The 26387-nt window shown below is 38.6% G+C and carries 25 protein-coding genes; 13 read left to right on the top strand and 12 right to left on the bottom strand.

Features of this window, described 5'->3' with window-relative positions:
- On the top strand, nucleotides 1-852 hold an 852-nt coding region (locus tag ACKPEB_RS03470; protein WP_408963398.1), incomplete at its 5' end, for a Tab2/Atab2 family RNA-binding protein.
- Between the two features lie 95 nt (nucleotides 853-947).
- Nucleotides 948-1619 (top strand): Uma2 family endonuclease, encoded by a 672-nt coding sequence (locus ACKPEB_RS03475; protein ID WP_408963399.1) that lies wholly within the window; start codon nucleotides 948-950, stop codon nucleotides 1617-1619.
- A 20-nt stretch (nucleotides 1620-1639) separates the two neighbouring features.
- On the opposite strand, the gene ACKPEB_RS03480 is transcribed toward ACKPEB_RS03475, so the two are convergent.
- Entirely contained in the window at nucleotides 1640-3571 is a 1932-nt protein-coding gene (locus ACKPEB_RS03480; protein ID WP_408963400.1) for a heavy metal translocating P-type ATPase, read from the bottom strand.
- Between the two features lie 227 nt (nucleotides 3572-3798).
- On the opposite strand from ACKPEB_RS03480, the gene ACKPEB_RS03485 reads away from it, so the two are divergent.
- Both ACKPEB_RS03485 and ACKPEB_RS03490 read left to right on the top strand, forming a co-directional pair.
- Entirely contained in the window at nucleotides 3799-4749 is a 951-nt protein-coding gene (locus ACKPEB_RS03485) for a metal ABC transporter solute-binding protein, Zn/Mn family (RefSeq protein WP_408963401.1), read from the top strand.
- Nucleotides 4750-4766: 17 nt separating this feature from the next.
- The gene (locus ACKPEB_RS03490) at nucleotides 4767-5555 is read left to right on the top strand and encodes a metal ABC transporter ATP-binding protein (RefSeq protein ID WP_408963402.1); all 789 of its coding nucleotides are present in this window, start codon (nucleotides 4767-4769) and stop codon (nucleotides 5553-5555) included.
- Nucleotides 5556-5641: 86 nt separating this feature from the next.
- Here the strand turns inward: ACKPEB_RS03490 and uraD are convergent, their stop codons facing one another.
- The 7 genes from uraD to ACKPEB_RS03525 form a co-directional block, all read right to left on the bottom strand.
- Nucleotides 5642-6148 (bottom strand): 2-oxo-4-hydroxy-4-carboxy-5-ureidoimidazoline decarboxylase, encoded by a 507-nt coding sequence (uraD, locus tag ACKPEB_RS03495; RefSeq protein ID WP_408963403.1) that lies wholly within the window; start codon nucleotides 6146-6148, stop codon nucleotides 5642-5644.
- 5 nt (nucleotides 6149-6153) lie between these two features.
- The gene (gene uraH, locus ACKPEB_RS03500; RefSeq protein WP_408963404.1) at nucleotides 6154-6516 is read right to left on the bottom strand and encodes a hydroxyisourate hydrolase; all 363 of its coding nucleotides are present in this window, start codon (nucleotides 6514-6516) and stop codon (nucleotides 6154-6156) included.
- 255 nt (nucleotides 6517-6771) lie between these two features.
- Nucleotides 6772-7941: an FAD-dependent urate hydroxylase HpxO gene (gene hpxO / locus ACKPEB_RS03505; protein ID WP_408963405.1), complete on the bottom strand. Its 1170-nt coding sequence runs from the start codon at nucleotides 7939-7941 to the stop codon at nucleotides 6772-6774.
- Nucleotides 7942-7945: 4 nt separating this feature from the next.
- Nucleotides 7946-8617, bottom strand: a complete 672-nt coding sequence (locus tag ACKPEB_RS03510) for an SGNH/GDSL hydrolase family protein (RefSeq protein WP_408963406.1) — start codon at nucleotides 8615-8617, stop codon at nucleotides 7946-7948.
- Between the two features lie 412 nt (nucleotides 8618-9029).
- On the bottom strand, nucleotides 9030-10520 hold the full coding sequence (locus ACKPEB_RS03515) for an ammonium transporter (protein WP_408963407.1): 1491 nt from the start codon (nucleotides 10518-10520) through the stop codon (nucleotides 9030-9032).
- A 422-nt stretch (nucleotides 10521-10942) separates the two neighbouring features.
- Entirely contained in the window at nucleotides 10943-13018 is a 2076-nt protein-coding gene (locus tag ACKPEB_RS03520) for a cation:proton antiporter (protein WP_408963408.1), read from the bottom strand.
- A gap of 134 nt (nucleotides 13019-13152) precedes the next feature.
- Nucleotides 13153-14988: an APC family permease gene (locus ACKPEB_RS03525; protein ID WP_408963409.1), complete on the bottom strand. Its 1836-nt coding sequence runs from the start codon at nucleotides 14986-14988 to the stop codon at nucleotides 13153-13155.
- A gap of 291 nt (nucleotides 14989-15279) precedes the next feature.
- Here ACKPEB_RS03525 and ACKPEB_RS03530 point away from each other — a divergent pair, with 291 nt between their 5' ends.
- Entirely contained in the window at nucleotides 15280-16326 is a 1047-nt protein-coding gene (locus tag ACKPEB_RS03530; protein WP_408963410.1) for an AI-2E family transporter, read from the top strand.
- Nucleotides 16327-16397: 71 nt separating this feature from the next.
- The gene (locus ACKPEB_RS03535; protein ID WP_408963411.1) at nucleotides 16398-17015 is read left to right on the top strand and encodes a TIGR04282 family arsenosugar biosynthesis glycosyltransferase; all 618 of its coding nucleotides are present in this window, start codon (nucleotides 16398-16400) and stop codon (nucleotides 17013-17015) included.
- A gap of 49 nt (nucleotides 17016-17064) precedes the next feature.
- Here the strand turns inward: ACKPEB_RS03535 and ACKPEB_RS03540 are convergent, their stop codons facing one another.
- Nucleotides 17065-18393, bottom strand: coding sequence for an ATP-binding protein (locus ACKPEB_RS03540; RefSeq protein ID WP_408963412.1), 1329 nt, complete (start codon nucleotides 18391-18393; stop codon nucleotides 17065-17067).
- A gap of 217 nt (nucleotides 18394-18610) precedes the next feature.
- Between ACKPEB_RS03540 and ACKPEB_RS03545 the strand changes: the two genes are divergently transcribed.
- The 7 genes from ACKPEB_RS03545 to ACKPEB_RS03575 all read left to right on the top strand — a co-directional run bounded on the left by ACKPEB_RS03545 (nucleotide 18611) and on the right by ACKPEB_RS03575 (nucleotide 24298).
- Nucleotides 18611-19438 carry a pentapeptide repeat-containing protein gene (locus tag ACKPEB_RS03545; RefSeq protein ID WP_408963413.1) on the top strand — a complete coding sequence of 276 codons (828 nt, stop codon included), beginning with the start codon at nucleotides 18611-18613 and terminating at the stop codon, nucleotides 19436-19438.
- A gap of 30 nt (nucleotides 19439-19468) precedes the next feature.
- The gene (locus ACKPEB_RS03550; RefSeq protein ID WP_408963421.1) at nucleotides 19469-20461 is read left to right on the top strand and encodes a pentapeptide repeat-containing protein; all 993 of its coding nucleotides are present in this window, start codon (nucleotides 19469-19471) and stop codon (nucleotides 20459-20461) included.
- 138 nt (nucleotides 20462-20599) lie between these two features.
- Nucleotides 20600-21217, top strand: coding sequence for a CP12 domain-containing protein (locus ACKPEB_RS03555; RefSeq protein ID WP_408963414.1), 618 nt, complete (start codon nucleotides 20600-20602; stop codon nucleotides 21215-21217).
- Nucleotides 21218-21570: 353 nt separating this feature from the next.
- Complete coding sequence (gene lpxC, locus ACKPEB_RS03560; RefSeq protein ID WP_408963415.1) at nucleotides 21571-22443, top strand: UDP-3-O-acyl-N-acetylglucosamine deacetylase; 873 nt, start codon at nucleotides 21571-21573, stop codon at nucleotides 22441-22443.
- Nucleotides 22444-22513: 70 nt separating this feature from the next.
- Nucleotides 22514-23017 (top strand): 3-hydroxyacyl-ACP dehydratase FabZ, encoded by a 504-nt coding sequence (gene fabZ / locus ACKPEB_RS03565; RefSeq protein ID WP_408963416.1) that lies wholly within the window; start codon nucleotides 22514-22516, stop codon nucleotides 23015-23017.
- Between the two features lie 41 nt (nucleotides 23018-23058).
- Nucleotides 23059-23874: an acyl-ACP--UDP-N-acetylglucosamine O-acyltransferase gene (gene lpxA, locus ACKPEB_RS03570; RefSeq protein ID WP_408963417.1), complete on the top strand. Its 816-nt coding sequence runs from the start codon at nucleotides 23059-23061 to the stop codon at nucleotides 23872-23874.
- Between the two features lie 121 nt (nucleotides 23875-23995).
- Nucleotides 23996-24298, top strand: a complete 303-nt coding sequence (locus ACKPEB_RS03575) for a DUF29 domain-containing protein (protein ID WP_408963422.1) — start codon at nucleotides 23996-23998, stop codon at nucleotides 24296-24298.
- A gap of 124 nt (nucleotides 24299-24422) precedes the next feature.
- Here the strand turns inward: ACKPEB_RS03575 and ACKPEB_RS03580 are convergent, their stop codons facing one another.
- The 3 genes from ACKPEB_RS03580 to ACKPEB_RS03590 all read right to left on the bottom strand — a co-directional run.
- Entirely contained in the window at nucleotides 24423-24755 is a 333-nt protein-coding gene (locus ACKPEB_RS03580; protein WP_408963418.1) for a XisI protein, read from the bottom strand.
- Nucleotides 24746-25162 carry a XisH family protein gene (locus ACKPEB_RS03585; RefSeq protein ID WP_408963419.1) on the bottom strand — a complete coding sequence of 139 codons (417 nt, stop codon included), beginning with the start codon at nucleotides 25160-25162 and terminating at the stop codon, nucleotides 24746-24748. Before ACKPEB_RS03585 ends, ACKPEB_RS03580 begins: the two co-directional genes overlap by 10 nt.
- Nucleotides 25163-25265: 103 nt before the next feature.
- Nucleotides 25266-26387, bottom strand: a 1122-nt coding sequence (locus ACKPEB_RS03590; protein WP_408963420.1) for an NACHT domain-containing protein, incomplete at its 5' end; no start/stop codon positions are given.

A 26387-nucleotide genomic window follows, 5' to 3' on the forward strand; every position in this document is an offset into this window, starting at 1 on the left:
ATTTGGGAACTCGATTTTTATAGTCGCCCCCTGCGGGACGAAGAAGGAAAAAAAGTTTGGGAAGTCTTAATCTGTGAAACCCCCATCAATATTGAAGACCGGGCTGAGAAGATGTTTCGCTACACCCAGTTTTGTCCGAGTAACCAGGTGAACTCCGTTTGGTTAAAACAGGCCATTGAAACCGCCATCTCAGAAGTCTCTACACCGCCGTCTCGGATTCGTTTTTTCCGCCGTCCGATGGCGAATATGATTTCCAAAGCTTGTAAAGAGTTAGCCATTCCCGCCTATGCCAGTCGGCGTACCTATGCCCTTTATCAATGGTTAGAGGAACGCATAGAAACAGTTTATCCAACTTTGGAAAATTATCAAGAAGGAACTAACCCATCGGTTCAGTTTGTCCCGTCTCCACCTCAACCCCTTCCTGATGCGTTACAAGGGGATAAATGGGCGTTTGTAACCTTAGAAGCCAGCGCTTTTTCTGATCTGTCACAATGGGATATTAGCTTTGGGGAAGCCTTCGGATTATCGATGGTGGGTTTAACACCGGAAACCTTGATTCCTGGGTTAATTATTTACTCGTCTAGGGCGAATCCTTTAGCGGGTTGGATGTCAGGATTAGAGTTAGCTTATTTACGGTTTGATAACGGTTCTCGTCCTAATTTATTATTAGAAACGGGGGAAAGTGAAAGCTGGATTTTAGCTAGTTTACCGAATGCTCAAACCCAACAGGAAGCTAAAAATTTTGAACTGACTAAAGAAAAGGCAAAAAATGTCCATTTTTTAGCCGTTCAATCTGATCCTAATTCTGAATCCTTCGCTGGTTTTTGGCTATTACAAGAACTCAAATTCTAATCTGTACTGTAGGGTAGTGGGTGCGCTGTGATGGAGCACCACTCCTAATTCAAGGTAACAATCAAATCACAATCTTTCTAAGTTAGGATGAAACCATGACCACTCTAGTTTCTATTCCTGAATCAACTCAAATTCCTCAATGGCAACCTGCTACTTGGGAGGATTATTTAGGGTATGTTAATAATCGTCATTTAGATAATATTAATATTACGTTTAATCAAGGATTTTTGTGGATTGATATGGGAAATGAAGGAATTAATCACGCCCGATTTAATGAATTATTAACCTTAGTTTTTGGGTTTTGGTTTGCCCGCCAACCCGGAATCTTAGTTGATCTTTTAGGAGGATGTGTGATTGAAAAACCCAACCAAAGGGCAGCTTCACCGGATAAAGTGTTATATATTGGTGAAAATTCTCCGAAATGGCAAGAGGGAGAACCCCGAAGAATTAATTTAGATCAATGGCGAGTTCCTGATTTAGTAGGGGAAATTTCTGATACCACTTTAGCCATTGATTTAGATGAGAAAAAACAACTGTATGCTGCGTTAGGAATTCCTGAATATTGGGTGATTGATATTCGCGGAAAACGAGCGATCGCGTTTCGCTTACAAGACAATGGTAAATATCAAGAAATTACCACATCTGTTGCTTTAAACGGTTTACCGATTGTTTTACTTGAATTAACCTTAGAACAATTAGAAAAAACCAATAATTTTAATGCGGCTTTCTGGTTTTCTCAACAAATCGTTAACTTACAAAATCCCTAACAGCAACCGAGTTTTAAGGTCTAACTTTTTAATAATCGTAAACCACTTAAGGTGACTAATACTGTTGATCCTTCATGTCCAATGACCCCAATGGGCATATTAATTGAACCGAAAAAGTTAGAGATTAATAACAAGACCATAAATGACAAGGCAAAGGCGATATTTTGTTTAATAATCTGATTGGCCCGACGACCCAGTTTAATCGCTTTTAAGAGTTTCCCTAATTGATCGGTCATTAACACAATATCAGCCGTTTCTAAGGCGATATCATTACCAGCCCCACCCATCGCAATTCCCACATCAGCTAAAGCTAAAGCCGGAGCATCATTAATCCCATCTCCCACCATTGCCACCCCTTGATAACGGGTTTTTAATTGTTGAACAATGGTTAATTTATCCTCTGGTAATAGATTAGCATAAACTAAATCAATATTCAACTGTTTGGCTACACTATCGGCGGTTCTTTGATGATCTCCAGTGAGCATAACCACTTGTTCAATCCCTAACTTTTTCAAATGTTTAATTAAGGTTTTTGCCTCAGAACGCACCGTATCGGCTACTGCAATTAACCCTAAAGTTTGTTGATTTTTAGCAACCCAAACGACGGTTTTACCATCGGTTTCTAAATGATCACTAATTTCAATTAACTCTGAATTGACTTCAATTTGATGTTGTTGAATCCACTCTAATTTTCCGATAAAAATTTGCTGTTCATCGACCTGTCCTATAATTCCTTCTCCAATTTGAGTGGCGACATTAATAGCGGTAATACGGGGAATATTTTTTTGTATAGCAAATTTAGCGATCGCCTGTCCAATCGGATGTTCTGAAACGGATTCTACGGCTACTGCTAACTGTAATAATTCAGTTTCTAAAATTCCTTGAATGGGAATAATATCAACAACCGTTAATTTCCCCGTTGTTAAAGTTCCAGTTTTATCAAAAGCGATGGCTTTGATCCGTCCAATTTTTTCTAATTGTGCCCCATTTTTAAATAAAATACCATGTCTTGCTCCCGTGGCAATTCCTGATAATAATGCAGGCATAATAGAAGCCATTAACGCACAAGGAGAAGCCACGACTAAAAAAATTAAGGCGCGATAAATCGTGGTTTCCCAATCCCAACCGAGAAATAAAGGTGGTAAAGTTCCTAAAGCTAAACCTACAATAATAATAACTTTAGCATAACTCCGTTCAAATTTTTCCATCCATTGTTGAGAAGGAGGTGAATCCGTTTGAGCTTTTTCTACTAATTGAATCACCCGTTGAATTAAACTACTTTCAGGCGGTTGATGCACCTTTAATTGTAGAACTCCATTGCCATTTAAAGTTCCAGCAAAGACTTCATCTCCAATCGTTTTATCAACGGGAATCGATTCTCCCGTAATCGGAGCTTGATTGAGACTACTATGGCCGGATATAATCATTGCATCGGTTGGAATTCGTTCCCCAGGCTTGACTACAATAATATCCCCAATTTTTAATTGATTAATCGGGATTTTTTGTTGTTGTTGATGAGCAATTACGGTGGCGGTGTCGGGTGTTAATCCCATTAATTGATGGATATTGCGTTCTGTTTGTTCCATTGCAATACTTTCTAACGCCCCACTGATAGCAAAAATTAAAATTAAAATTCCCCCATCAATTATTAAGAAATAATCCGTTTGCCAAACTCCTAAAAAAGCGGCTCCTAAAGCCGCAAAAATCATTAATAAATCAACATCAAATTGCTTTTCTTTTAGGAGGGTTGTTAACCCGTCTTTCGCGCTTTCATAGCCTCCAATTACATAAGCAATGGGTAACACCAAAAAGGCTAACCCAACCCAACCCAGTTGTAAACACACCCAACCCATTAATACCAAAATCGCGCAAACTATCGCCGCTATCGTTTCAGGATAGTGCTGGAAAAAGTTTCGCACAGAAACTAAGGAATTAGAACGTAGATTGATCACAGAAGAATCACAGGACAATAAAGAACACTTTTCTGATCTTAGAATAAACTTTGACCCGAAATTGTGGATTAAAGATTTTTGAATGCAGGTTGCTCCTGGGGATGGGGCAACCCTCTTCCCAAAAATTTTGAAAACGATTATCATTATAGTTAGGTCAAATCCCCAGGGTTTCAGTTCGCTCTGAGTTCTGGACAAACCCAACAGGAAGGTACATTGAGGACATCGATATGAGGTTGCGGGTTTATACCCCAATGGTGGTTGTATTATTGGGGTTCAGTTTAATCAGTGGGTGTAACACGGTTTCTACACCCAAAAATTCGGCGGAAAATAACTCTTTACCACCAATACAAACCCCCACAGAAACCCCTAACTCTTTGGTCGATCTTACCGTTAGTATTATGCCCCAAAAATATTTTGTTGAGAAAATTGGGGGTAAGAATGTGCGAGTGAATGTTATGATTCCCCCAGGGGTTGATTTACATAGTTATGAACCCAAACCTCAACAATTACAAGCTTTAAATAATGCGGAAGCTTATATTACCGTTGGTGTTGCTTTTGAAACGGCTTGGATGGATCGAATTAAAGCGGCAAATCAAACCATGTTAATTGTCGATTCAAGCCAAGGGATTGAGAGAATTCCAATGCTAGAACATCACCATGAAGACGGAGAAACTCATGGGGTTGAAGAAACTTTAGATCCTCATATTTGGTTATCTCCTAAATTAGTGAAAATTCAAGCTCAAAATATTTATAATGGCTTAGTTAAAATTGACCCTCAACGCCAAGCTGAATATCAAGCGAACTTAAACCAATTTATCACAGAAATTGACCAACTGGATCAACAAATTAGCCAAAAATTAACCCCCCTGAAAAATCGGAAATTTATGGTGTTTCATCCCGCATGGGGTTATTTTGCGAAGGATTATAACTTAGAACAGCAAGCCATTGAAGTTGGGGGACAAGAACCCAGTGCTGCGGAATTAGCCGATTTAATTTCTGAGGCTAAACAAGAGAATATTAAAATTATTTTTACTCAACCGGAATTTAGTCCGCGTTCGGCAGAAACTATAGCCCAAGAAATCGGCGGTAAAGTTGTGATGATTAGTGATTTAGATGAAAACTGGTCTGATAATTTATTAAAAGTTTCGGAAACCTTATCTCAAAATTTAAACCCTTAATTCTTTTAAAGTTAGCCATGATTTCCATTCCTAAATTAACCTTAACATCCGTGCAAAACTCTCAAGTTTTATCCTCTAATCCTTATCCCAAAAACGAAGTCATTCGTTTAAATCAAGTTTGGGCTGGTTATGATCCAAAAGAACCAATTTTAGAAGACATTAACTTAACGGTTCATGAATTAGATTTTTTAGGATTAATTGGCCCGAATGGGGGAGGAAAAACCACATTAATTAAAGTCATTTTAGGATTACTAAAACCGTTAAAAGGAGAGGTTAAAATTATGGGTCGTTCTGTGATGCAAGGACGACGTTATTTAGGTTATGTGCCCCAAATGCTAGAATTTGATCGGAATTTTCCAATTCGAGTGGATGAAGTGGTTAGAATGGGACGGTTAGGAAAGCGTTCTTTATTCCAACCTTACACAAAAAAAGATGAAGAAATTGTGCTTCAAGCTTTAGAAAAAGTCGAGATGTTAGAGTTAAGAAATCGTCCCATCGGGGAATTATCGGGAGGACAACGACAACGAGTTTATATTGCGAGAGCGTTAGCGAGTGAACCGCAAATTTTACTCCTCGATGAACCCACCGCTAACGTTGACCCGAAAATGTGCAACAGTATTTATGAATTATTGTTAAAATTAAATGAACATATAACCATTGTCATGATTACCCATGATATTAATACTCTGTCTTCCTATGTCAAAACTATCGGGTGTTTAAATCGTCGGTTTCACTATCACGGAAAACAACAAATTACTCCAAAACTATTAGAACAAACCTATAGAAATATGGGAGAAAAAGGCTAAGGGTACAATTTTAATTTCTAAAAAACATGGGTACATATCTGGGTTTCAAGGCGAGAAAACCTCGCCCCGACGATTTTTGTAATTTTTTAACCTTCATAAACTTGTTGATAAAGTCTAAATTGAGCAATTTTATAAATTTCTTCTAAAGCAGTTGTTTTTTCAGTTTCTAGGGAATAATTTAACCGTTGTTCAAAACTTTTTAAAATACTCGCTTTTGTATGATTTTTGACAGCAATAATAAAGGGAAAACCAAATTTAGCTTTATAATTTTGATTGAATTGGTGAAATTGTTCATATTCAGAAGGTGTTAAACAATCTAACCCAACTCCGGCTTGTTCCTGAACGGATGCTTCTGCCATTTTTGCTTTACTTCCTAAGTCGGGATGAGCACAAATTAAGGTTAACTGTTGTTCTGAAGAACTATTTTTTACAATATCAACCATTGTGTGATATAATAATTCAAGATTGACAAAAGGTTGTTTGAACCAAGCTTTTTCAGCGACCCAGGGAGACTCTTCAAAAATAGCTCCTAATGCTGCGATAAATTCCCCTTGATTCATTTGGTTTAAGGCGGATAAAGAATAACGGTTCATAATGTTTAACTACCGCGATAGGTACTATAAGACCAGGGAGAAACTAATAACGGAACATGATAAGCTGCGGTGGGGTCAGCAATGCCAAATCGAATCGGAATTTCATCTAAAAATAACGGTTGAGGGAGGGATGGATATTGAGTTTTAAAATAGTCTCCCACCGCGAAGACTAATTCATAAATTCCAGCTTGTAATTCTGTTTCTGTTAATAAAGGATCATCGGTTCTGCCGTCTGTATTTGTGAATACTGTTTTTAATTGAATTCTTTCTCCGGTTTCTAAATAAATTTTCCATAATTCAATCTTTAAATTAACCGCAGGGCGACCGTTGGCTGTATCTAATACATGAGTTGTCAGTTTAGCAACCATAGGATAAGAATTAAAAGGTTAAAATTAAGCCTCAGAAACCCGGTTTCTTATTCAGATTTTTTGCTTTTTAACGAGATTATTGCAGAAACCGGGTTTCTTATTCAGATTTCTGACTTTTAAACAAGATTATTGCAGAAACCCGGTTTCTTATTCAGATTTCTAGCTTTTAAACAAGATTATTACAGAAACCGGGTTTCTAATTGAGATTTCTAGCTTTTTAACGAGATGATTGCAGAAACTTGGTTTTTTAATCGTTTAGTGAAATGGCCCCCCTAGAATGGTTTTACATAAAGCATCGGTAACATCCCGTTCTGTTTCGTGTTTGAGTTGTTCATACCATTTTTGAGTAATATCAGGGTCTTTTCCATAAATCATATCAGCCCGTTTTCGAGCTTTTAAAACCAGCGTTGAGGTGCGTTCTTTCCGTTCAGCTTCATATCGTTTTAAAGCATATTCTACCCCTAAATTGGTGGTTAATAAAAATCGGGATATAATTTCAGCATCTTCCATCGCTTGACAACCCCCTTGTCCTAAAGTTGGGGTGGTAGCATGAGCCGCATCTCCTAATAATGCTACACGACCTTTAACTATCGTTTCTAAAGGGTCTAAATCATGGATTTCTAAACGGTTGGATTCATCAGGATTGAGACGTTCAATTAAACGTTGAACGGCAAACGGCCATCCAGTAAAAAGATGTTTTAATTCCTGTTGACGATATTGAGGTTTAACAACAGTTCCTTGGGGCATGGGACAACCAAAGAAATAATAAAACCGATGATTGCCAATGGGCATCATTGAGGCGCGTTTCCCTTCCCCAACATAAATGACCCAATTATTTTTATTCCCTAAATCTTCATGAATGTCAACTAAACCATTCCAATTAACATAACCGGCATAACGCAATTCCACCGGACGACCGACAACATAATCCCGTAATTTAGAATGAACACCATCTGCTGCAATTAACACATCTCCACTGGTTTGATATCCATCAGCAAAATAAGCCGTGACTCGATGTTCATCTTGTTCTACTCCGATACATTGAGCATTGAGTTTAACCGTTTCCGTATCCGTATTAAAGGTTTTTAACAGTAAAGATTGTAATTCCGTTCGAGACACTGGATAAGGTCTTTGTCCAACGGTTTCTATCACCGGATGTAAAGAAATTCGATTGAATAATTCATTGTGATGACTGCGATATTCCATCACATCCATCTGCCCACCAATTTTAGCAATTTCATCTCCTAATCCCAAACTATTGAGAACTTTAACCCCATTTGACCAGACTGAAATTCCGGCACCTGCGGGGCGAATTTCGTTGGTTTTTTCATAAATTTCAACGGCATATCCGGCACGTCGTAGGGTTAAACCTGCCGTTAATCCTCCAATGCCTGCACCAATAATAATAACTTTAAGATGATTCATAATTTTAAGGGTTAGAAGATGAGTCTAAAATTATTTCGTTATACAGTTTTAAGGCAGAACTCCAAACTAAATAACCCTTGTCGTTTAAATGTAAACCATCTGTGCTTAACTCCGGTTGTAAATTGCCATCTGCATCAGTAAATAACGGATGTAAATCCAAGAAATCAGCGCCTTCTTCTTCCGCTATTAATTTTAACTCTTGATTGAGATTGCGGATGCGTTCATTGGAAATTTTTAATAAACGGTCACGTCCTTCCCAATTAGAATATTTATCACTATGGGGAAGGATAGATTGAACAATAATTTCAGTATCAGGATGCACCCAACGTAAATCTCGGATAATTTCTCGATAATTATTTAATAATGTCGTATCGTCTACTCCCCGAATTAAATCATTAATGCCTATCATGACAAAAATCTGGTCAGGTTGAGTAATATCAAATAACTTAATTCGCTTTAATAATCCGGTAGATACTTCTCCAGAAATCCCTTGATTTAACCAAGTTTGTTCTCTGGGTAAAAGTTCAGCCGGAAACCATAAACTTAAGGAATCTCCGACTAAAATACTTAAATGTTCCGGTGAATTGGCCGCAACGGCATTGGCTTCCCGCTTTAATTGTTCAACCCATTGTTCATATGTCAAGCGATGGCGAGGAATTCCTTCTGAATTTACCAAAGTTGGTTCCGATGTTGATTTTAACGAATTAGCCTGAACCATTCTCTTGAACCCGGATTGTCTATACACAATCAATCCAATTAGAAGCAAGAACAGTAACCCATTGCTGATTAAAGATATCCAAGCCCAATAGGGAATGGTTTTAGAACGAATAAAGATGGGATTCCAATACGGTTTAAACAAGACTGACTCAACCTAATCTGTCCATTTAACATTTAACATCCCTTTTCCTGAAATGGGCAAAAAAATACCCCGGCTTGGGGGAGAAGAGGAGCAGGGGGAGCAAGGGGAGAAGAGGAGCAGGGGAGGTAGGGGAGGTAGGGGGAGTAGGGGAAGAAATTTCTATTCCCTATTCCCTATTGCCCATTCGTAATTCGTAATTCGTAATTCGTAATTCCCTGTTCCCTTTCACTTAATAACGACTACTGACGCTGCCTCCTTTGCTGGGGAAGCTAGAGCCAGAACTGCCTAGACCGGGGCCAACGTCATCTTTGAGGAATCCGGCGTAGGCTTCCATCCCGTGTTCGGCGATATCCAAACCTTCAAATTCTTGTTCAGGATGAACCCGTAAGCCTACGGTGGCTTTGAGAGCTAACCAGAAAATTGTACTCAGAACAACGGTAAACCCGCCAATGGAGAGAATACCGAGAATTTGTATCATTAAATTAGCACCGCCAAAAATACCTGCTGCTAAGGTTCCAAAAACGCCACAAACTAAGTGAACCGAGGTTGCACCAACGGGGTCATCAATTTTCATGCGGTCAAAGAAACCCACAGAATAGACCACAATCACTCCAGCCAAGCCACCAATAATCACAGCACTGAGATAGCTAACGGAATCACAGCTTGCAGTAATCGCCACTAAACCCGCTAAAATCCCGTTAATAATCATGGATAAATCGGGTTTACCATCCTTAAACCAAGATGTACCAGTGGCTGTAATTCCTCCAGCCGCAGCCGCTAAGTTAGTGGTGACAGCAATATAGGGGATTTGTTGGTTGGCGGCTAAGGTAGAACCCGGGTTAAATCCAAACCAGCAGACCCACAGAATTAAACAGCCCAAGGTCGCAATACTCATGTTATGACCCGGAATAGCACGAGGTTGGCCATCGGGGCCATATTTCCCTAAACGGGGGCCAAGGAATGCTGCCCCCATTAAGGCTGCCCAACCGCCAACGGAGTGAACGGCCGTTGACCCGGCAAAATCTTTAAATCCCGCTAGGGCTAACCAACCTGAAGCATCCCAAATCCAGTGACCTGTAATCGGGTAAGCAATCCCAACCAGAAGTACACTAAAAAGCAAAAAGGCAATAAATTCAATGCGTTCAGCCACAGCCCCAGATACAATCGTTGCGGCGGTTCCTGCGAAGGCAACTTGGAACAGAAAATACAACGAAACGGGTAATCCTTCGGGGAAGGGGCTTAAACCATAGGTTTCTGACTGTCCGGTGAGGAAATAACCGCCTCCACCAATGAAGGGGTTTTCCCCGCCAAACATAAAGGAAAATCCAAAAGCCCAGAAAATCAGGGTGGCTAAGGCGAAGACAATTAAGTTTTTAGCTAAAACGTTAACGGCATTTTTCGGGCGACAGAAGCCGGTTTCTAACATACAGAAACCCGCGTTCATAAAAATCACCAAAATTGAAGCGATTAAAACCCACGCAATGTTTAAATAACCTTGGACTATTTCTGGAGTCAGGGGGGGTGCATCTTCTTGAGCAACAGCCGCTAAACTCCAGACTCCAACGATAATCGCTGTTAACGGGATACAGGCTAACCAACTCGGAGACAGCCATCGCGAATGCTGTAGTTTGAGGATGAGAGCATTAATTTTAGCGGTGAAACGACTCGTATTTTTGAGTCGCCGTTTTCCTGGGTCGTGAGGTCTTTTCAAAATAAACATCGTGTTGGATGGATGAGTTGATGTCAGTAAACGAAATAAATCGCACAATTTTAGTGAGTGAGACCCAAGGGGTTACAGAATCAATTACAGGTTCTGTGTTTTGAGTTCAACGTTTGTCCAAGTAATAGTGCCAATCAAACTTGGAGAAAAGGCTGATGCTAAACTCTTCACTCGTGATAGTTGATGAAGTTCTAGCCTAATCCTCAAGGCTATTAACCTGAAGTTAGGGTTCATTCAACAACTCGACAAAATCGCTCTTAGGTGGCTGATTTTTAACGAAAGTGTTAACAATTTCTGATAGATTATTAAAGATTGTCTGTATTAGACAATACAGTTTTTTGTTGCACTATCAATTATGCAGTCAAAAATTAAAGCAGTTTTGTCCTCGTCATTACTCCTGAATTCGAGGAAGAAGCTCTGACTTAAGAGTGAGGTTCCCCAAACAAAATCATTGAACAGGGGAGTTGATGAATCACTTCACTGGTGACGCTGCTAACTTCCAACCCTCCAGCAGTGCGGCGACGTTGTGAGCGTAATATAATTAAATCAACTTGTTGTGTTTCTGATAGAATTACTGAGGAAACTTCATCAGAAGCAATGATTTTAATATCCGATTGAACTTGAGGGCCTGTACGATGTAGAACGTGATCAATTTCCCTGTGAATCAAAGCAATTTGTTCAGGTTGAGCTTGAGAGGGGCAAACGTGCAATACGGTAATTTGAGCTTGATTCGTATCGGCTAAAAGTTGAGCAAAACGAACCGTGCGAATGGTTTGTACTGTTAAAGTTTTAACAGGAATTAAAATTGTTTTAATCGCAATGGGTTCTTGTAATAATTTCATCACCGCTACCGGACAATGGCTAGACCAAAACACACTATCAATAACCGTTCCAAAGAGTCGTGCCCGCAGACGGGTATTCTGACTCCAGCCCATAATAATTAAACTGGCATTTTGTTCGCAAGCAGTGCGAATAATTCCGGTTGCTACATCATTATCAATCCTTAATTCTGGCTTGGTTTCAATATTAAATTCCTGCCCAACTTTTAACGCTTGATTCAGTAAAATTCGACTATTCCTTAAGGCTAATTGTAACTCGGGTTCATCCAGATGAATTTGGGCTTGAGTGGCAACGGATAAAGGGATAATTCCCCCCGATTCATGACGAGCAATTAAAGCTGCCATTTCCATTAAATAACGTTCGGTTTTAGGGTTATAAACCGGAACCACAATCCGAAAGGGCGGATTCAATTCAGGGAGAGAAAATTCAGGTCGATTTTCCCACCATAATAACGGTTCAGGAGTGTCTAACAAAGGCGTAATTAAGCGTAATTTAGGGGCAAATCGTTGGGTTAATAATGGCCCTAATGTAGAGGTAACAACCATCATCACAATCACGCTATTAAACACCGCTTCCGTCAATAATCCAACTTGTAAACCGACTAAGGTTGCGGCTAAGGTTGCTGCCACTTGCGGAAGGGATAATGACCACATTACCATCGTTTCATTCCAGTTATAACGATAGAGTTTTTTAGCAATCCAAGCCGCTATAAATTTACTGCCAATTAATCCTAATACAATCGCTAAGGTTAATTCAAAACTATTAATTAAAGTAGCAATAAATACTGGAATATTTAATAATAAACCCATCGCCACAAAGAAAAAAGGAATAAACAATACACTTCCCAAAAATTCCACTTTTTCTTTAACCGGGCTATTGCCTACCACCTCATTAATTGCTAATCCGGCTAAAAATGCTCCCACAATCATATCAACTTTAATAATTTGTGCCCCCACAGAAGCCACAAATAACACCAGGAGTACAAATAAAAATTGATTACTTTCATCATCTCCAGTTCTTCGGAAATAAATCTTTCCTAAGCGACTAAATCCTAATAAAACAATCGCTGAATAAATTGCTAATAAGGACAATTGCCAAATTAATCCATAAACCGAAAACTCACCCGCATGAATCGAAACACAAATTGCTAAGACAAATAAAGCACTAATATCTGTAAAAACCGTCGCCCCAATCGTGACGACAACAGATTCCGCTTCCACTAATCCTAAGCGTTGAATAATCGGATAACCGATGGGCGTATGGGAGGATAAAATTGAACCGATTAAAATTGCAGCATTTGGGCCAAAACCAAAAGCAAACCCCAGGAACATTCCGACCATTAAAGGGACAAGAAACGTGGATAATCCAAAACCTAAAGAACGATGTTTGTTTTTATGAAATTGCTCTAAATCAATTTCTAATCCTGCTACAAAGAGTAAATAAACTTTACCAATATCTGAAAACAATTTCATCGTTTCAGAACTGGGGTCAAGTAACTGTAATCCATTCGGCCCTAAAACAACACCTGCAATTAATAACCCAACTAATCCGGGTAATCGTAACCGTTCAAACCAAGGAGGAATGGCCAAGGAAACTAATAATAAAATCGTAAAAGCCACAATAGGGCTATCAGGAAGCCAATCTAAAAATTGGGACATAGGAGTGAGAGTGATGAATTCATTTAAGAAAAAATTGATCAAAAACTATCTATAGTGTTACGTGCTAGGCAACAGGGAACAGAGAACAGGGAATCGTAGTCTGTGAAATGGTTTGATAGAAGAATTTCAACTTATTAAACATAGTATCGCACAGTCGTCACAATTCGGCATTGATTACTTCGCAAAGCTTGACGAATGAATAAAGCGGTTTGGTTATGTAACAGTTCTTCCCACCAATAACGGGTGACAATGGTAGGAATAATAACCGTTGAGAAACTGTTAGGACGTTGGGCTTCAAATTCACTTACAAACTTAAGAATAGGTTGAACAACTGAACGATAAGGAGAATCCAAAATAATTAAAGGAACATGAATTTCTAAATCTTCCCATCGGCGTCGCAATGCGGCTTGATTGGTGGTGCCAATATCAACATGAATGGCGACAATTTCTTGAGCAACTAAACGAGCATAATCTAAGGCTTCTAATGTTCCTCGGTTGGGATATCCGACTAACACAACTGCTGAATGTTTAATGGTTGTATCTGGAGAAGGTAAAGGACAGCGATAGGGAGAAAGTTCTTCATCTCGAAAATGTTTAGCTAAACTTTGATAGTGATCATGAATATTTAAAAATAAAATCACTAATAAAGGAATAGTTAAGACTACTAACCAAGCTCCTAAGAGAAATTTAGTGGCAATAATGACTCCTAAAACAATTGCCGTTGTTAACGCCCCTAAACCATTCATCACTGCACTTTGTTGCCATCCTGATGATTGATTTTTAAACCAATGAATCACCATTCCTGATTGAGACAAGGTAAAAGAGGTAAAAACACCCACAGCATACAGGGGAATTAACGCACTGACTTGTCCTTTAAAAATAATAATTAAAATCGCTGCGCATAAACTTAATAAACGAATTCCATTGGCATAAACCAAACGATCTCCTAATAGAGATAACTGACGGGGTAAAAATCCATCTTGTGAAACTAAATAAGATAATCGGGGGAAATCAGCATAACTGGTATTCGCGGCTAATAACAGAATAAATAAGGTTGCTAATTGAAGAAAATAGTAGAAAAAATTATTGCCAAAAATTTCTCTTGCGAGTAAAGAAACGGTCGTTTGTCCTTCTTCTGGAATGATATGATAAGCTTGGGTTAAATAGGTAATGCCAATAAACATTAACCCCAAAATTCCCCCCATCCACAATAATGTGGTACGAGCATTTTTCCATTCCGGCGGTTTAAAAACTAACACCCCATCAGAAATAGCTTCAACCCCAGTTAAGGCTGTACATCCTGCCGCAAATGCACGTAAAATCACGAATAAACTTAAGGGTTGGGCAACTGGAATTGTCGGAATTGTAGCAACAACCTGACCCGTTGCGTATTTATACAAGCCCAAACCAATTAATATAAATACACTAATAATAAAACTATAGGTGGGAATCATAAAAATCCGTCCCGCTTCTTTGACTCCTCGTAAATTCGCCACCATTAACAACATCACCGCAATTAAACATAGTTCAATCGTGTAATCCTCAAGGAATGGAATCGCTGAGGTTAGTGCCGCAATTCCGGCAGAAATACTCACCGTTACTGTCAGAACATAATCAATTAATAAAGAAGCCGCCGCGACTAATCCCGCGTGTAAACCAAGGTTTTCCTTTGCTACTAAATAAGCACTTCCTCCTTGAGGATAGGCGCGAATCGTTTGACGATAGGATAAGGTAATCACAAACAACAATAAAATAATCCCACTTGCAATGGGTAAAGATAGTCCTAAAGCATTACTTCCAGCAGCAACTAAAATTAATAAAATTTCCTCCGTTGCATAAGCGACAGAAGATAAAGCATCGGAAGCTAAAATAGCTAAAGCGGCAAAATTGGTGAGTCGTTCATGGGTATAGGAGCTAGTGGGTAACGGTTTACCCACGAGAAAACGATTAATTTGAGAAAGTCTAAACATAGATGCTTCAAAGAATTAACTGAGGTCAAACCAAAAACTACATGATTTAGGTATCCTACAGAATACGAAATCTTGTTCTAATCCGCAAGTCATCTGCTTAAAAATTCTTCCAAGGAACAGAGTTGGAATTAACCTCCCTCATCAATAAAAGCTGGACTTAAATTTTAAAAAATTTAAGAAAAATTAAAACATTAAAATCAGATCCACGCACTATAATTGATTCATAAATTGATCAGCAGCAAGGATTGATTGACCCTAAATCCTGAATTTTTGAATTGATTGAAGAATAAAATGAATTCTAAACCTGAGTGGCTCAGATTACTATTGATTGCCTTAGTGATTCCAACCTTGGTCTTAAATGGTTGGCTTTTATTACTAACGCTAGAATACTTTAAGCCCATTATTAATGTTTTTATAACGGCAACTTTACTGTCTTTTCTCCTAGATTATCCAGTCCAAATCCTGCAACGATATCAATTGAAACGAACCGTTGCAATTTTAGCTGTATTATTGATTACCTTGATCATTGTAGGAATATTAGGGATTACCTTATTTCCGATTATCATTCAACAATTTAATACCTTAATTGAAGGTCTTCCCAGTTGGATTAAATCAGCAACTGAACAAATTAAAACCTTTGAAACTTGGGCAATTAGTCGGAATATTCCGGTTAATCTCGGTGGCGTTACTGTTCAACTTTTAGAACGATTATCCAATCAAGTTCAAAGTTTAGGAGCAGATGTCATTGGAGGAATTTTCACGGTTTTTGGTCGAGTCTTAGATGTGGTGATTATTGGCGCTATGACATTTTATCTATTATTACACGGAGAAGAACTTTGGGATGATTTCTATAAATTATTTCCCAGTAGAATTAGAGTTCCCATTCGCACTGCTTTAAAGAAAAATTTTAAAAACTATTTGATCGGTCAAGCCTCCGTTGCTGGACTTTTGGGTGTATTTATGACCTTAGCATTCCTAATAATTCAGGTTCCCTTTGGGTTATTATTTGGAATTGTAATTGGAGTTATGGCTTTCTTTCCCTTTGGCGCAAGTTTAGCGATTAGTTTAGTTTGCTTTTTAGTCGCTTTAAATAGTATTTGGTTAGGAGTACAAGTTTTAATAACAGCCATTATTGTTGATCAAATTGTAGAAAATGGAATCGCACCTCGGTTATTAGGAAGATTTACCGGATTAAACCCAGTTTTAATTTTACTTTCCTTGTTAATTGGCGCTAGAATAGCGGGATTTTTAGGGTTAATTGTTGCTGTTCCTCTCGTTAGTTTTCTTAAATCCTTAATTGGAATTTTACAAACTTCATCCTCGAAAGCGATTGATTAGGAGAATAAAAAACCAGTAACCCTCGAAAATGAACCTTTTTTACCATTTTTAAAACCATTTAAAAATCATTCATGACTAAACATTTAATCATTTTTACCCGTTATCCTGAACCCGGAAAAACCAAAACCCGATTAATTCCTGTTTTAGGGGAACAAGGAGCAGCAAATTTGCATCGTCAAATGGTAGAAAAAACCTTAATGATAGCTAGACAATTCCAAGAATTGGAACCTTTATCGATTGAAATTCGGTTTACGGGAGGCAATTTAGATGTTATGCAACATTGGTTAGGATTTGATTTAATTTATGATGCTCAATGTTTTGGTGATTTAGGCGATCGCATGAGAAAAGCGTTTCAAATCGCATTTAATGAAGGAAAAAATCAGATTATTATGATTGGAACTGATTGTCCTTTTTTAACTGTTGATATATTAGCTCAAGGGTTTAAAGCGTTACAAGAATATTCTATTGTTTTAGGGCCCGCGAAAGATGGAGGATATTATTTAATTGGGTTAAATCGTTATATTCCTAATATTTTTGAAAATATTCCTTGGGGAACTTCCGAAGTTTTTCAAAAAACCCTGAATTGTTGTGAAACCCTAAATTTATCCGTCAGTCAGTTACCGCAACTCTCAGATATTGATCGCCCAGAAGATTTAGAGTTTATTGTAGATTTCAACTTCAAGAGTTAGTTAGCTTAATCAGAATGATTATTGATTCCAATAAACAGAATCGTCAAATTTAAGTTTGGAAACGTCCTGAAGTTGTTTCTTGATGTTGATCAATGGGAATTTCAATCACAAACTGTGTTCCTGAACCTAATTTTGAATCGCAATATAACTTTCCACAATGTTTTTCAACAACAATTTGATAGCTAATTGCTAAACCCATTCCCGTTCCTTTTCCAATGGGTTTAGTCGTATAGAAAGGATCAAAAATTCGAGAAATATTCTCTTCTTTAATCCCTAATCCGGTATCTGTAATACAGATTTTAACTTGATTATTATCAATACCAGTGATTATATTAATATGATCTTTTGCTTTTTGTCGGTCTTCTAAGGTGAGACTATGTTGTTTTTCTTCAATGGCATCAATGGCATTAACCAATAAATTCATAAACACTTGATTCAGTTGTCCTGCATAACATTCCACTAAGGGTAAATTGCCATAATCTCGAATAATCTGAATTGGAGGATGATGGGGTTGAGGTTTTAAACGGTGTTCTAAAATCCGAAGGGTGCTATCAATATTTTCATGTAAATTGACGGCTTTCATTTCTGCTTCATCCAAGCGAGAAAAGGTTCGCAGACATTTAACAATATCTCGGATTCGTTCAGCACCTACTTGCATAGAATTCAATAGTTGGGGTAAATCCTCAATGATAAAGTCTAAATCAATTTCTTGGATCAGTTCCTCAATTTCCGGTTGAGATTGTGGACAGTATTTCTGATATAATTTAACCAATCTTAATAAATCCGATACATAATCCCGACAATGTTCAACATTTCCATAAATAAAGCTGACCGGATTATTAATTTCATGGGCAACTCCTGCCACCATTTGCCCTAAAGAAGACATTTTTTCAGCTTGAACTAGATTAGTTTGGGTTTGTCGTAATTGTTGTAAAGTTTCTTGTAATTCCTGACTTTTACGAGCTTCTCGTGCTGCTAATTCCCGATATTCTGCCGACTGTTGTAAGGCAACTTGAGTCAAGACTGTTTTTTTTGTCAACAGAATATGGGTTAGACCCTGAGTATTGGTTAATTCTTCTTCCTGTTCAGTCTTTCCCTGTTGAAATGCTAATTCATCTTGTTGCCAAAATCGATCAGCTTGGGATTTTGGCAAAAAATCATAATCCGTTTTTCCGAGTAAATTCTCACGGGCTTGACCCACTAATTCACAAAAGGCATCATTGACCGTAATCCAACGATGATGTTGATCTTTAATAAATAGGGGGTCAGGTATCGCTTCAAGAATTGCAATGAGAAAGGCTTCGGTATCAGGTCGAGCCTGTCTTCCATCGGTTAGTGGACTGACTGGGTGGAAAAAATCGTGGGGTTGTCGGAACATTGACTTGGGGCAGAAATGCTTTTCTGTCAAAAGGGATTTTTTTATAACAATATTTTAAGCATTCCGACTCGATTTAAGCGGAACCCAGAGAAAGTCCCGCTCGCTCACTAAACTTCCAAAGATTGTTCCTGCATAAACTTAAGTAATCTGGGATGATGGAGAGAGGATTTTTTTGATTGTGTCATCCTATACCGGGACTATTCGTGAGGCAAATGATATGGAGGTTAATGAATTATTAAAGCGTTATACAGAGGGAGAACGGTTGTTTCGAGCCGTGACCTTAGTGGGGATAGATTTAAGTGGGATTGACCTAAGTGAAGCCATTATTGCTAGGGCGACTTTGGAAAATACATCCTTGATTGGAGCGAACTTAACTGGGGTGAATTTTCGAGAAACCAAGTTTATCAGTGTGGACTTCACCGATGCCAACTTGAGTGATGCGAACTTAATTGGCAGCTATTTGAGTGATACAAAGTTCAACCGTAGTAACTTAACCGGGGCAAGTTTGCGGGGATCTTCTTCTAAAAATGTCACCTTAACTCAAGCCAACCTCACAGAAGCCAACCTCACAGAAGCCAATTTTAGCCAAGCGAATTTTGTCGGGGCCAATTTAACCCATGCCACATTAGTCCGAACCAATTTGATGAAAGCCAATCTCACCGGAGCCATTTTAGAGGGAGCTAACCTAACCAATGTGATTATGCGAGAAACGACATTGGAAGGAGCCAACTTAACTAATGCCACTTTGAGTGGGGGAATGATGATTGGAGCGAACTTTCATGAAGCCGATTTAACACGAGTTACGATGATTGGGGCTGATTTAAGTGAAGCGAATTTAAGCGAAGCGAACCTCCGAGGAGCCAATGTCACTTGGACAACCTTACGGGGGGCGAATATGAGCCGTGCCAGACTCTACCGCACCAAATTATCTTGGTCAAATTTAAGTAGTGTCAATCTGATTGAAGCAATTATGATCGATACTAAACTAGATCGAGCGAATTTAAGAGACGCAGATACCAGAGGTGCGATTTTACCTAATCAATAAGGGATGAATATTGTGCCAGTACAGTCCATGATCGATTCTCAGGAACTGTTGCATCGTTATTTAGCTGGGGAACGGGATTTCCCGAATGTCAATTTGATTGGCGCTTGTCTGTCTCAGGTGAATTTAGTTGGGGCCAATCTAACAGGGGCCACTTTAGCCCGGGCGGATTTAACGCGGGCTTTGCTCCACGAAATTAACTTGACCAATGCGTTTTTATATGCCAGTAATTTAAGTTTTGTTAAGTTGGGAAAAGGGGAATTAAAAAATGCTGATTTGACCAAAGCCAACCTAGAAGGCGCATTTTTAGTTAAGGCTCAAATGAGTGGAGTTAAACTCAGTGGGGCGATTTTACGAGGAGTTAATCTTCGGGCTGCCAATTTGGAAGGTGTGAATTTATGTGGCGCCAATCTCTATGCTGTAAATTTACGCAGTGCCAATTTAACCAAAGCTAATTTGAATTGGGCAAATTTAAGTCGCGCTCGGTTAAGTGGGGCGATTCTCAAAGAATCTCAAATGACCGGAATTAATCTCAGTGGAGCCTATTTATTAGATGTTGATCTTCAGGGGTTTAGTTTAAGTGGAGTTAATTTTTCCCAAGCACTCATGAGGAGAATCTGTTTACAAAATGCGGATTTAATCGCTGCCAACTTAAGCCAGACTCAACTCAAAGATGCTAATCTACAGCAAGCCCAGTTACAAGATGCTAATTTAGTGGAAGCCCAATTGATTCAAGCTAATTTGACAGAAGCGGTGTTAATGCGGGCAGATTTATCCAATGGGATTTTAACTCAGGCAACCCTCATCGGAGCCAACTTGAATTTAGCGACCTTGAACAATGCGGATTTACGCGGAGCTAACCTCCGCAATGCCTATCTTTGGAAGGCAGATTTATCTGGTGCTAATTTAGACGGAGCTAACCTTTCTGGAGCCAGTTTACGAGGGGCAAATCTCCGAGGAGCTAATTTAAGAAATGTTAATCTAGGGGGTGCTACCCTTCCTGATGGAACCCTTCATCCGGCTTAAACTGTCACAACTCCCTTTTAATTTTTAATTGCCTTAAATCTTTATACTTTAACATTTTAAATAAAATAAAACAATCCTTTTTTTTATTGCCAATTCGAGGCAAGCTAGAAGAATAGAGTTTTTTGTGGATCAGCTACTATGATGCTCAAAGCTAAAGATATTATGACTACCGAAGTCGTAACTATCAAAGGTTCAGCCACGGTTGCAGAAGCCGTTAAGCAGATGAATGATCTGTGCTTACGGGCATTGATCGTTGATCGACGTTACGAACAGGATACCTTTGGGATTATTACTGAGACTGATATTGTTTACAAAGTCACAGCTTACGGGAAAGATCCCACAACCATCCGGGTTTGTGACATTATGACCAAACCCTGCATTGTGGTTAATCCTGACCTGGGTGTGGAATATGTCGCCAGACTCTTTGCTCAAACCGGAATTCGTCGCGCTCCAGTGATTCACGATAAATTGCTTGGGGTTATTTCTGTTACTGATATTCTCAGTAAAGGTGATTTTGTTGAAAATCCTAAGAGCCTTTTGTTAGCAGAACGCATTCAACAAGCTATTGAAGAAGCTAGAACGATTTGTTCAGAAAAAGGAGCGACCTCAAAAGAATGTCGAGTGGCTTGGGATATTGTGGAAGAATTGCAAGCCGAATCTGCTCACCAAAAATCAGAACGTTTGGAAAAAACAGCCTTTGATTTATATTGTGATGAAAACCCCGATGCGGCTGAAGCTCGCGTTTATGACACCTAATTCTTAAAGGCTCACTGATTTCTCTTGACCATCACCGTTTCCCCCTCTAACATATCAACATAGAGGGGGAATTTTGCTTTTAATAGATTCTCTAGGAGGAATTCAGATTGACACTCTCTGGTCTGAAGACACGCTCGATATCGGATTTTAACTAAACTTTTTTATCGGAAAAATTTAAAATATTGGGTTCATCATTTTAGGTTAGATCTGATTGTTATTGTCATTGATCAAAAAATCAGAAATTCGTCATTCTTAATTTCCTATTATTTTGATTTCTAAATATCGAAAACTATAATTCCTAAAATATGCAAAAATAAAACACACAAACGGTAGAAATAAAGGAGCATTAAACCTTGATTATCAACAGCGAATATACCTTAAAAGAAGCGTTTACTTGTTCCGGTGTGGGATTACATACAGGAGTGATGACGACGGTTCGAGTTTTACCTGAAAACCTGCGAGAAGGACGCTATTTCGTGCGCGTTGATTTACCCGAAACTCCGATTATTCCTGCACAATTAAAATCGGTATTATCCACCACTTTATCCACCGAATTAGGCATTTCAAACGCAACCATTAGAACCGTTGAACATTTGTTAGCGGCATTAACGGGAATGGGAATTGATCACGCGCGTATCGAAATTGATGGCCCCGAAGTTCCCTTATTAGATGGTTCGGCTCAACCTTGGGTAGAAGCGATCGCAACTGTGGGTCGTCAAACCCTCGAAGGTCAATCTCAAAAATTCAACCCTTTTAAAATTACCCGTCCCATATCCGTTCAACAAGGAGATGGCTTTGTGGCGGCGTTCCCTGCATCGGAAACACGATTTACCTATGGAATTGATTTTTCCGTTCCCGCCATTGGCAATCAATGGTATAGTTACACCGCTAACCCTGAAATTTTTGCCACAGAAATTGCTCCGGCTCGAACCTTTACCCTAGAAGAACAGGTGGAACAGTTGCGCCAAGCGGGACTGATTAAAGGCGGGAGTCTCGATAATGCCATTGTCTGTGGACACTCAGGATGGTTAAATCCACCCTTGAGATATGCAAATGAACCCGTGCGTCATAAAATTTTAGACTTAGTAGGGGATTTGAGTTTATTGGGTGTTATCCCTCAAGCTCATTACGTGGCATACAAAGCAGGACATCATCTTCATGTTCAACTGGTTCAGGAAATTCATCAAGATCAGAAGTTGACGGTTGAATGTTCACCAGAACCCTAAAGTTGAATCAAGGTTGTGTCTTCTCAGTCCTTGACCCCCTTTCCCCCAGTGAACCTTATTATGACGGTTGATGATGACGAGATCTGACGTTACATTAAATTCATCGGATACAGATACGGCGTTGAACGGTCAAACAACTCAAACCGTATTCATGATTGAAGACATTCAAAATTTATTACCCCATCGCTATCCCTTTGCGTTGGTGGATCGCATTATTGAATATATCCCTGGTCAAAAAGCCGTTGGCTTAAAAAATGTCACCATTAATGAGCCCCATTTTCAAGGTCACTTCCCTGGGCGTCCGATCATGCCGGGAGTGTTAATTGTGGAGGCGATGGCGCAGGTCGGAGGCGTGGTTTTAAAGCAACTTCCTGATCTCAAAGGCAGTCTATTTTTATTTGCAGGAATTGATAAATGCCGTTTCCGTCGTCCCGTTGTTCCTGGGGATCAATTAATTATGACCGCAGAATTATTGACTGTGAAACAACGCCGTTTTGGTAAAATGCAAGCTCGCGCTGAAGTCGATGGTAAACTGGCCTGTGAAGGAGAACTAATGTTCTCTCTTGTAGACTGAACCCTTATTGCTTATTAGGTTTTAACTCATTTTAATTTCCTATGACGACCTTAATTCACCCCACTGCTGTCATTCATCCTGGTGCACAACTCCATCCAACGGTTCAAGTTGGTGCTTATGCTGTCATTGGGGAGCACGTTAAGGTCGGTTCTGATACCGTGATTTGTTCCCATGTTGTGATTAATGGACGCACGGAAATCGGCGCACGCAATCAAATTTTTCCGGGTGCGGTCATTGGTTCTGAACCTCAAGATCTGAAATATGATGGGTCTTTAAGTTTGGTTAAAATTGGGGATGATAATTTAATTCGGGAATATGTCACGATTAATCGGGCAACAAATGCTGGAGAAGCAACCATTATTGGCAATCAAAATTTATTAATGGCCTATGTTCATGTCGCTCATAATTGTGTCATTGAAGATCAGGTGGTGATTGCCAATTCTGTTGCTTTAGCAGGTCATGTTTATATTGAATCCAAAGCACGATTAAGCGGCGTTTTAGGGGTTCATCAATTTGTGCATATCGGACAATTAGCCATGATTGGAGGGATGACTCGGATTGATCGAGATGTGCCTCCGTTTATGTTAGTTGAAGGCAATCCTTCACGGGTGCGATCGCTCAATTTAGTGGGGTTAAAACGCGCAGGATTTACCTCAGAAGAATTTGGTTTATTGAAAAAGGCATTTCGTCTATTATATCGCTCGGATTATTCCTTTACTCAGGGATTAGAACAGTTAGATTTATTACCCGATAATCCTTCGATTGAACATTTGCGTCAGTTTATTCGACGTTCTCAAACAGAACCCCAACGGCGAGGAATTATTCCAGGGGGAAAACAGAAGAGCCGGGAAGATTAATGAATCAGGAGGTGAGTCATTAATGATTACGGATTTAAAACAGCTTTATGAAATTGATGATGCGCAATGGTTAGAAGAAACTGTTAAATTGATTAGAAATAACCAATTTTGAGATTTAGATATAGACAATTTAATTGAGGAATTAGAAGAGTTAGGAACAGAAAAGAAAAACGCGGTAGCCAGCCTTTTAGAACAGATCATTCGTTATCTATTATTGTTGCAATATTGGACAAGTGAAGCTGAATATAATTCTGTTCACTGGAAAGAAGAAATTTATACTTTTAGAGTTCAGTTGAGACGAAAAATTACAACAAACCTCCGTAATTATTTAGAATCAGAATTAGATTCTATTTATCAAGATGCGTTAGGATTTGTGAAAATTAAAACTCAAAATTTGGTTAATTTTCCTTTAGAATGTCCTTAAACCCTTGAGCAATTATTGAATATTGAATGGTTTTCTGTTTAAATTTTATGAGCAAAATGTTCCTGTAATAAACGATGAGTAAAACGATAGCGATCGCCTGTTTTTTGTAATCAGAATTTAGGAACTAACTCACCGTCAATTCGGTAAACTGACGCATATAAGGCGACCTGTATCCTAACACGATATCAGATTTAGGAACTCCGGCTGCAATTAATTCATTCGCGATTCCTCCTTCCGTTCCATCTCGTTGAATCCAAATTTTTTCATCCTTAATCTCGATATAAATCACACATCCAAACACTCGTCTTTCTCCCCGCCATCCCACATGAAACATTAGATAGCGATCCTGTTCGAGATCGAAAGCAATTTGAGTCTCCACTTCCTGATCGTCAAGATCTGAGTTAGAATATTGGTTAATAATTGATTGAATAATTGTTCTATATTTTTCTATTTCCATGTTACAATCTCCTGTCTAATGGGATTAAATACAAGTAAGTTTAATTGCATTCGGGTGACTGACATTTGAGCTAAACGGCGAGTGAAAAACTCTTCATAAATATCTTCAGGAATAGCTAGATAAAGAATTCTATTAGGTTCTTGTTCTTCTAAGACAACTTTATAGTTCCAAGCTTGACCGATGGCTTGATGAAAATCATTAATCAAAGAAAGACCCAAGAAGCTTTTAATTTCAACGGCGATTTTCTGTCCATACCTCTCGGCTGCTAATAAGTTATTCTCAGCACCTAAATCTAGGTACAGTTTATCTTCATCTACTTTGAGATACAAGGGATCATGAGTAATCGTCCACCCTTCTTTTTCCAGTGCTAAACGAACAACAGCATGAAAGATATCTTTTGCTGACATAGTTTAAGTTAACGATATCTCCTCAGTTCTCAATTGATATCTTAATTTATAACAAATTTTTTGAAACCCTGGCTAACCTCTGTCATTTATTCTAGTTTAACACTTAAATTTTATGAGCAAAATGTTCTTGTAATAAACGATGAATAAAACGATAGCGATCGCCTGTCCTCTGTAATAATAATTTACGACTACAATCTTTTAAAAACCGTTGATAATTCCAAGGAATATTCCCATCTTTCCACAAAACCCATCGGATAGCAAACTGTTCTATTTTTTCCTTTAAACCTGACTTTTCTAATAAAATTGCAAACAATAATCCTAGACCCATTCCCATGATTAATAGTGGAGTTTGACTTAAAATAACTCCTGTTAAGATGATCAGCAGAATGAGCAGCCAGATTAAACCTAAAATGATCTTTAAAGTCAATTTATAACGTTGCTTTTGTTCTCCATCGTTTAACCAATGGATAGGAATCTTTTTAACCGAAAATTCGATTAATTCATCGGCTTTAAGATGAGTTGCTAACCATCCTAACCACCGTCTAAAATCCTCAGATTTCGGTGCTACTTTTGGGGAATATTCTGATTTATAAATATCCTGATTCAGTTGACGGCGAATATAAGCATTAAATAAATAGTGACGTTGTTCCTCAAAAGAATGAAGGTGTTTCCAAGACATGATTAAAATTTCTTCATAAGCTAACGTCATCATCGTTAAATATAACGGAACTTTCGCTAACTTTAATAAAGATTCATCCCCGTCAATATTATGCCAAAGTTCTCGACTTCGAGAGTTAATCAGATAATCCTGTATTTGTTGCGTTGTTAAAGGACGTAAAAAAATCGCCCCATTGAGTTGTAAGCGTTCAGGAAGTTTTTGATAACTAATAACATTTGCACAAATCACTAAATGTAACGGTGCAATCTCTCCATTTAACAGTTGATTAATTTGTTGAATACATTGAACCTGTTTTGGGATTGCAAGTTCATCTAACCCATCCAATAAGGGTAAAATTTTAAGTTGCTGCATCCAATTTTCGCCTAGAGAAATAGCAATTCCATACTTCAGATAAAGTTGTTCTAAAATCCAATCTACGAGAGTTTGTTCGGAATTTTTCCAGGCTAATAAATTCAGTAAAACCGGAATCGGTTCTTCCCCATCCGCTTCCGCACGACCTATTAATACTTTAGTTAATCCGATTAACGTTGTTGTTTTTCCTGAGCC

It is taken from the genome of Planktothrix sp. (genome assembly GCF_046067725.1).
In the GTDB taxonomy this organism is placed as follows: domain Bacteria; phylum Cyanobacteriota; class Cyanobacteriia; order Cyanobacteriales; family Microcoleaceae; genus Planktothrix.